The sequence below is a fragment of the Okeania sp. SIO2F5 genome, assembly GCF_010692685.1.
Taxonomy (GTDB): Bacteria; Cyanobacteriota; Cyanobacteriia; order Cyanobacteriales; family Microcoleaceae; genus Okeania; species Okeania hirsuta.
The window spans coordinates 1-7,233 of the sequence record NZ_JAAHGU010000221.1 but is presented as its reverse complement, the minus strand read 5'-3'; the positions used below and the strand labels follow the sequence as shown (position 1 = coordinate 7,233).

3 protein-coding genes and 3 pseudogenes are annotated in these 7,233 nt (G+C 36.3%); 1 reads left to right on the top strand and 5 read right to left on the bottom strand.

The window, feature by feature from the left end; translation table 11 throughout:
* Positions 1-8: 8 nt before the first annotated feature.
* A pseudogene (locus tag F6K27_RS31695) lies at positions 9-190 on the bottom strand (IS701 family transposase); the annotation flags it as partial.
* Between the two features lie 2 nt (positions 191-192).
* Positions 193-306, bottom strand: a pseudogene (locus F6K27_RS31690) (RNA-guided endonuclease TnpB family protein); the annotation flags it as partial.
* 559 nt (positions 307-865) lie between these two features.
* On the opposite strand from F6K27_RS31690, the gene F6K27_RS31685 reads away from it, so the two are divergent.
* Complete coding sequence (locus tag F6K27_RS31685) at positions 866-1,387, top strand: DNA-binding protein (protein ID WP_192901139.1); 522 nt, start codon at positions 866-868, stop codon at positions 1,385-1,387.
* A 754-nt stretch (positions 1,388-2,141) separates the two neighbouring features.
* Here the strand turns inward: F6K27_RS31685 and F6K27_RS31680 are convergent.
* From F6K27_RS31680 to F6K27_RS31670, 3 genes and pseudogenes are all read right to left on the bottom strand, one after another.
* Positions 2,142-3,143 carry an NAD(P)H-dependent glycerol-3-phosphate dehydrogenase gene (locus F6K27_RS31680; RefSeq protein WP_124145510.1) on the bottom strand — a complete coding sequence of 334 codons (1,002 nt, stop codon included), beginning with the start codon at positions 3,141-3,143 and terminating at the stop codon, positions 2,142-2,144.
* A 1,654-nt stretch (positions 3,144-4,797) separates the two neighbouring features.
* Positions 4,798-6,069, bottom strand: coding sequence for a glucosylglycerol-phosphate synthase (ggpS, locus tag F6K27_RS31675; protein ID WP_287279790.1), 1,272 nt, complete (start codon positions 6,067-6,069; stop codon positions 4,798-4,800).
* A gap of 18 nt (positions 6,070-6,087) precedes the next feature.
* Positions 6,088-7,161: pseudogene (locus tag F6K27_RS31670) on the bottom strand (RNA-guided endonuclease InsQ/TnpB family protein); the annotation flags it as partial.
* Between the last annotated feature and the right edge of the window lie 72 nt (positions 7,162-7,233).

Below are 7,233 nucleotides of genomic sequence, written 5' to 3'. Positions count from 1 at the left end.
CCCCATTACCTCTGTAATCCTCCAGTTAGCTGATGCCAAATCATCAAAGTATAGGCACAAAATACTCTAGATCAAATGGCGTTCTATACTCCATTTATCTATTACTTGATGTTCTTTTAATCCTAACCATCATGATTGCTTATCGGTAAAAAACCTCTATCCAATTTCTGTTGGAATAGTTATTTACGATCAATCTATCCAAGCTCTGATAATGCTGTTACGCACAAATCTACCAGTAAGAATAGCTGAATCTAGCTTTCTGTAATGATTTTCTGTGCCTTGCATTTTCATCTCGTAGACGAGCATAGAAAAGTTTGAGTGCCATAATGCTACGATCAAATTATCGCAGACAAATAAAGTACTTGCCAGCCCTAATTAACAAAAAGTCCCCCTAAAAGGGGGAGGCGCCTACCCCAATTTTCCGGTAAACTTCTGAGGTGGTAGGTGGTAGGTGTCTCAGTTATCAGTAGCTCTGTAATCAGGAGACTTGACATCAGGAATATTCTCTTTTCTCTTGGTCGATGGTTGGCCAGCTCCGAAACCTGAAGAGTGACAAAGCCGCTCCGAAGTACGCCTTCCCACCCTACGGGAAGCTCCGAAGATCGACCGCTTTTTATTCCCTTAAAAGGGGAGGCGCATACCCACAATTTTTCGGTAAATTCAAAACCGAACACTAGAAACGGAGCATAAATTTGGGATATTCCTTCTAGATCGCTTCAATAGAACATTTTTATTATACTTACATTATCCAGAAATGGTATAATAAATTTTACTACTTATTTACCACTCTTATAAATTCTGAAAAATTTTTCAGAACACTTTAGCGTGGTATATTTGAAAAATCATTCCGAAATAGTTTAGGCCAATGTTAGTAGGAACCACGGAAGCAGCATTCCTCTTAAATATTTCTACTGCCAGACTCAGACTGCTCTTGAAACAAAGTCGGGTTATTGGAGCGAAGAAAAAAGGTAGATTTTGGGCAATTCCTCTAAACAATCGGGGAATGCCTGAAATAACCCCTGGTCTTCGAGGTCCACAAGGTACTTGGAACAAAGGAAAGCGTACAGGCAATACCTTTATTCACATTGTGCGAAAGGTAATTGATGATAACCGAGACAACGGTACCAGTGATCCGGCTATCTCTGTTAAACAAGGCGATCGCAATCATAGATGCCATGAAGCGGAAATAGTCGGACCTTGCAAAATCATCTACAGACCTCACAAGCCAAATCGCAGTCAGGCTGGCGGAGCAAGGCTTTGGATTGAGGTTGATCCTCATATTCAGGTTATCCGTAAAGTTTTCCCAGATTGGGAGATAGAATCCTCACCTCCTGAATCTGTCGAAGCCATAGACAAGCATGGTATCAGCAGTATTGCCATTTCCTAGTCTGCATATCCAATAGATTGTTCCTATATTTAGTTCTACTGCCTAGCTAGTTTTTGCTCTTAGGCTGAGTTTTACTATGTTTAGATCAGAAGAAGGAAGGAAGAAGAAGGAAGAATATTGCGTTGTCTGAGTTTTAAGCTTTTGATCTTTCCTAACCTTTCTTTCGACTACTATAAATTTTGAGAAAATCTGAGCATCACAGGAAAAACTAATTTTTCTTAGACTAGAGGATTAGAATTTCTGAAATTCTTGCTGTTTTACTACTGACAATCATAAATATTCGTGCAGCTATAAAAACATAGCTAAAGAAAAGGTTGGTGCTTGAGATAGGCTGATGATAAATCGAACACGGTTTGATTTTTTCCCAAGGTTACTTATTGCCTGATGGAGCTGTTCCCTACTACAGGTATCCATGAAAATTAATTTGACATTTGATAAAAGTAGATAACAGAGAACAACAAATATACTTATATTATACAAGAGCCGTAGATATATAATTAATTTTGCTTAATGGGACTTACACAAAAAAAAGCCATAAAATAGGCTCAAATATAGATAGACATAGGGTTTTACGTCAAAAAGGTAAAATCCTGAATTACTAAGGGTGCTAGCCATTTTTAACGCATCGACGTAATTCCCTTGTCTAGACTAACTTTGACGCATTTTTCCTACCAAAAAATGTCTAAGTACCATTAACTACTTAAAACAAAAAACACATTACTAATCCACAATATTTTGAGCTTTCAGTTGAGAATCAATCACAAAATTCAGCTTTCAAATCTCTTTCCATCAGAGCTACTACTGCTTCTTCTGGAGTAATTTTGCCATTTAATAAAAGAAAAACCTGATGAGAAATAGGTACGCGAATTTCCTCTCGGTAAGCAAGATCGATCAAAACATTCGTAGTATTAACACCCTCAGCAGTACCTTGTAATTCGTCTAAAATTTTCTCCAAACTTTTACCTTGAGCTAAACCATAACCAACCCGATAATTTCTACTCAAAGAACTACTACAAGTTGCCAACATATCTCCTAAACCAGATAACCCAAAAAAAGTTTCAGTTTGTCCGCCTAAATGATTACCAACCCGAATCATTTCTGTCAAAGCACGAGTTAACAAAGCTGATTTAGCATTAGTACCAAGTTCCAAACCATCACAAACTCCAGCAGCAATAGCAATAACATTTTTCAAGGTTCCACCTAACTCTGTACCAATAGGATCTGGACTACTATAAACCCGAAATAAACCAGAAGCAAAAATATTTTGTACTGTTGTTGCTGCTGCCTTATTTTTACTAGCAACTACCGTTGCAGCAGGTAATTTATCATTAATTTCTTTTGATAAATTAGGACCAGATAAAACCACAACTGAATTATTAGGAAAATTTGTTTCCCAAATCTGAGAAGGAGTCCGCCTTGTTGCTGGATCTAATCCTTTTGTAGCAGTCACAATAATTACCTTTTCTGATAATCCAATTTTTTTGATTTTTTCTGCCGTTTCATTCACTCCTTTCATAGAAATTGCCGAAACTATAATATCAACATCTTGGAGTATTTCTGATAAATTGACATTCAAGCTACGAGACCATAAATGTATTTCATGTTGATTATGACCAGCCAATTTTGCTAAAGCAGAACCCCATGCACCTGCACCTATAATTGCTAAAGTTGCCTTTTCGCTAGATACTGGATAAGCAGAGTCGAAAGTTTTAATAATTTCTCTTCTTTTATCAGCTTGAGATATTTTATTTACCATAATTTATGATTTTTACCTGTTAGTTAATTACTCAATTTTTGATAGAAGTTAGTAGAGTAGGTTAATAGTAATTTACAGAAAAATTACCATTAATCTGTTCATCTATTCACACTCTACCCATAAGTTAAGATGAAAGATTTTGCTATACCAAAATAGCTAAAGAAACTCAGCAGTAACTCCTGTATTCTGAGAATACTCAGTACTTTCCATAACATAATCTGGAATGAAATTTTCTTCCATAAATTGAGGATAGTATTCAACTTTCTTGTAACACTTTTCCTGGCTCCAATCACAGTAATATCAAATCCGGTAGCATCAGTGTAATTAGATGCTGGGTAGGGGAGTAGGGGAGTAGGGGAACTCGAGAAATATTTGGTAATGGTTGAAGATGGAACATTTTTTTATACCGAATTAAACGGATTTAATATAACAAGTCAAAATGTCAGTTAATGCTGATAGTAAGGAGCCATGTAAAAATAAGTTGTACAAATTTTATCTGGGATAAATTGTGAAATACAGCTTCCATCAAAAAAACTGTAATAGTTATTTTTATCGAATAATTAATAATTAATAATTGTTAATTAAATAATTCAGGTCAAAAGCCTTCCCTTGGCTGCGCCGCGAGCTGTCGCTCTACAAAGGGAAAAAAAAGCGGTCGTTAGCCCAGCTTCCCGTAGGGTGGAATGGATGGGTTTCCTAACCATATCCAATTGACCAAGAGAAGAAATAATATTTCCTTATATTCAATTCCGTAACGGTTTTAACTAGAGGTAATTATCCATTATCCATTATCCATTAATGAAACGAGTCCTAAGATTGTGGTCTATAGTAATCAGATTTGGTATAAATTCTTTTTTGCTGACTTGGTGAATTCTGAGTTTTGACTCCCCTCTAATTAGGGTTTGCGTATGGAAAGTCTTTTTGCTCTTTGTAGGGAGTAGGGAGTAGGGAGTAGGGGCGAACGTAGAATAAATGGGGATTACAGAGTTAGTGGCCATTCATAATAGTCATAGTAATTTTTCTGCTATAGCTGCCCGAAAATCCTCACTTTTTTAACTATCGCTTTTGAAAAGCTCATATAATTTCTAGACATAATTTGCCTAAAACCAATATCAGTCAATGCTTTGATATTTAAATCAGCAGAGCAATAATTATTTATAAGTATTCAATTAATTATGATGTTATCTCCTTGCTTCTTAAATTTTATTAGGTGCAGTAATTTTTCTCTTTTATTACCAAAAAATGGGGGTTGCACATTAAAGAATGATAGTAGATTTTCAACTGTAAATATATTGAGGAAAGAATTATTCAAAAATATCAAATGTTCCGATTACATCATTCCTGATTGTGCAACACCAAAAAATGAGGTCTAAAGCCTCCTCTTTTAAGGGTATGAAAGAAATATTCAGTTCAGTATTTCAAGCCTCCGGCTTTAGTGGTCAGTACTGATAACTGATAACTGAAATGACCTCTTAGAAAAATTTACAAATTAATAATTATTAATTATTCTGGTTTAAAGCGGACTATTTTAAGGAAAAAAAAAGAAAATATTCCTTATATTCAATTCCGGTTTTAACCAGAGGTAATTATCAATTATCAATTATCAATTATCAATTAATGAACTATTGTTATATCTTTACAGAGAAACCTTCTACTATTCAGAAACTACATCATGGGTGGTATTTTGAAACAGCTCAAACATATGATATGCCCAACATCTCACATCATATTTCCAAACAGTTTCATACATTTTTGTCATTTTTTGCTTTTGTTCTTCCATAGGCATTTCTAATGCTTGTTCAATGGCATTATCCATAGACTTAACAGAGTAAGGATTTGTTAAAATAGCTTCTGGCAATTCCACTGCTGCACCCAAAAACTCAGACAATATTAATATCCCATCTCTATTTTGGCGAGTAACAATATATTCTTTTGCCACTAAATTCAGACCGTCTCTCAAAGGAGTAGTCCAACAGATATCGGAGGCAGCAAAATCACCTAAAAGTGATTGATAAGATAAAGCTTCTGTAGACAACAAAACTGGAATCCAATCAGAGGAAAACCTAGTAAACCGCCCGTTTATTTTCCCTACTAATTGCTCAATTTCTTGTTTAGTAGTGTCATAAATTTGCATTCCTTTTGCTGGAGCAACACAACTAACAATAAAGCTAACCTTGCCATGCAAATCTGGGCGACGTTCTAACAAACGTTCAAAAGCTTCCAACATTTGACGGTGACCTTTCACATAGTCAATACGACCTGCGGCAATAATTAACTTTCGTCCTTGATACTTTTCTTTAATAGATGCAATCAATGCTTGAGTTTCTGGTTTTTCTACTAAGCTCTTGATATATTCTGGAGAAGTTCCGACAGGAAAAGAGTCTATTCTGACTAACTGACCTTGGTGACGGATCTGAGTAGTGACTTCTGGTTCTGCTAAAGCTATACCTACTTTGGTAATATGTTCTGGTACAGGTTCAATTTTGACAACATCAATTTCTCGCAAACTCCGAGCTACATTCACGAAGTTTTCGGCATACCGTGGAATATGGAAACCCACAATATCGCAGCAAAGCAAGCTATCAACAATTTCTCCTCGCCAAGGTAATACATTAAAAATATCTACAGATGGGAAAGGAGTATGATGAAAAAATGCAATCCTGGCATTAGGTTTCATTTCTCGGATATACTTGGGCGCTAACCAGAGATTGTAATCATGCACCCAAATCAGAGCATCATCGGCAGCTTCTTCACAAGCAGCTTCGGCAAATTTCCGATTAATTAGTTGGAAGTTTTCCCAATCTGTGGTTTCAGAGGTGAAATACCAGGGAAAAGAATGAAGAATCGGCCAAAATGCTTCTTTACTTGTAATGTGATAGAAATCTCTTACTTGTTGCTGCTTCATAAAACCGATATAAAACGTCATATAGTGACATTTTAATGTTTACTTCCTGCTTCTACCGGAACTGTCGGCAGCACTCCGTCCACAGGCATTGACGGTCAAGCCGACCGCATCTCTCAAATTTATACTGGCGTTTAAATCTCTGTCTATTGACAAGCCACACTCTGGGCAATCATAAGTCCTGAGATTTAATGGCATATCCTGAACATGGCCACAGTTAGAACAAGTCTTTGATGATGGAAAGAATCTATCTGCTACTACCACCTTAGAACCGTACCATTGGCACTTGTACTCAAGTTGTCTCCGAAACTCATAAAATCCTTGGTCGGCTATTGATTTAGCTAGCTTATGGTTGGCTAACATTCCCCTCACATTCAAATCTTCTATCACAACACTGCCGTGGTTTTTGGCTAAGTATGTTGTCAATTTATGAACTGCATCTTTGCGGATGTTAGCTACTCGTCTATGCAGCCTAGCTATCTTTAATTGTACTTTTTTCCAGTTAGCTTAACCAATTATTTTATTGCGGTTAATGTATTGTAGTCTGGATAGTTTGGCTTCAAATCTCTGAAGTGGTTTTACGCTTTCAAATACTTTCCCATCACTTAAAGTTGCTAAGGTTTTTACTCCTAAATCTACACCTACGACTTCAGTAGTTTTTGGAGTTGGAGCTTTAGTAAATTCATAGCTGCAACTTAAATACCATGAACCCGCTTGTCTACTAATAGTTATTTTTTGAGTTGAGAGCTCAATGGGTTCATAAGTTCTAACAACACCAATAAAAGGTAATTTATGATTCCATCCATTTAATTCTATTGGTTTTCCACAATTATCTATTGTGTTTGCGTAGCATTCCGAAGGAAAGGAATCATGTTTACCTTTCTTCTTAAATCTTGGATATTTACCCAACCCTTGGAAGAACCTCTTAAATGCTTCACCTAAGTTTATAAAAGCATACTGATAGACTTTAGACGACAAGTTTTTCATCCAGGGATAAAGAGGTTTTGTGTGGTTAGTAAAAACCTCTCTTAGCTTACGTTTGCGCAGCATTCCGAAGGAAACATTTGGTTTGTCACCATCAATGTATGCAGCATTCCATAAACTTAAGCCCCAGTTGTTAAACTAAGCAGACCCATTTCCGGTTGTCCTTTATAGGGTTTGCTCGTCTTCAGAACCGGACGTGAGACT

Bases quoted from the DNA above. Each gene is read 5' to 3' on its own strand.
- F6K27_RS31685 (WP_192901139.1), top strand. From the start codon at position 866: ATGTTAGTAGGAACCACGGAAGCAGCATTCCTCTTAAATATTTCTACT.
- ggpS (WP_287279790.1), bottom strand. From the start codon at position 6,069: ATGACGTTTTATATCGGTTTTATGAAGCAGCAACAAGTAAGAGATTTC.
- F6K27_RS31680 (WP_124145510.1), bottom strand. From the start codon at position 3,143: ATGGTAAATAAAATATCTCAAGCTGATAAAAGAAGAGAAATTATTAAA.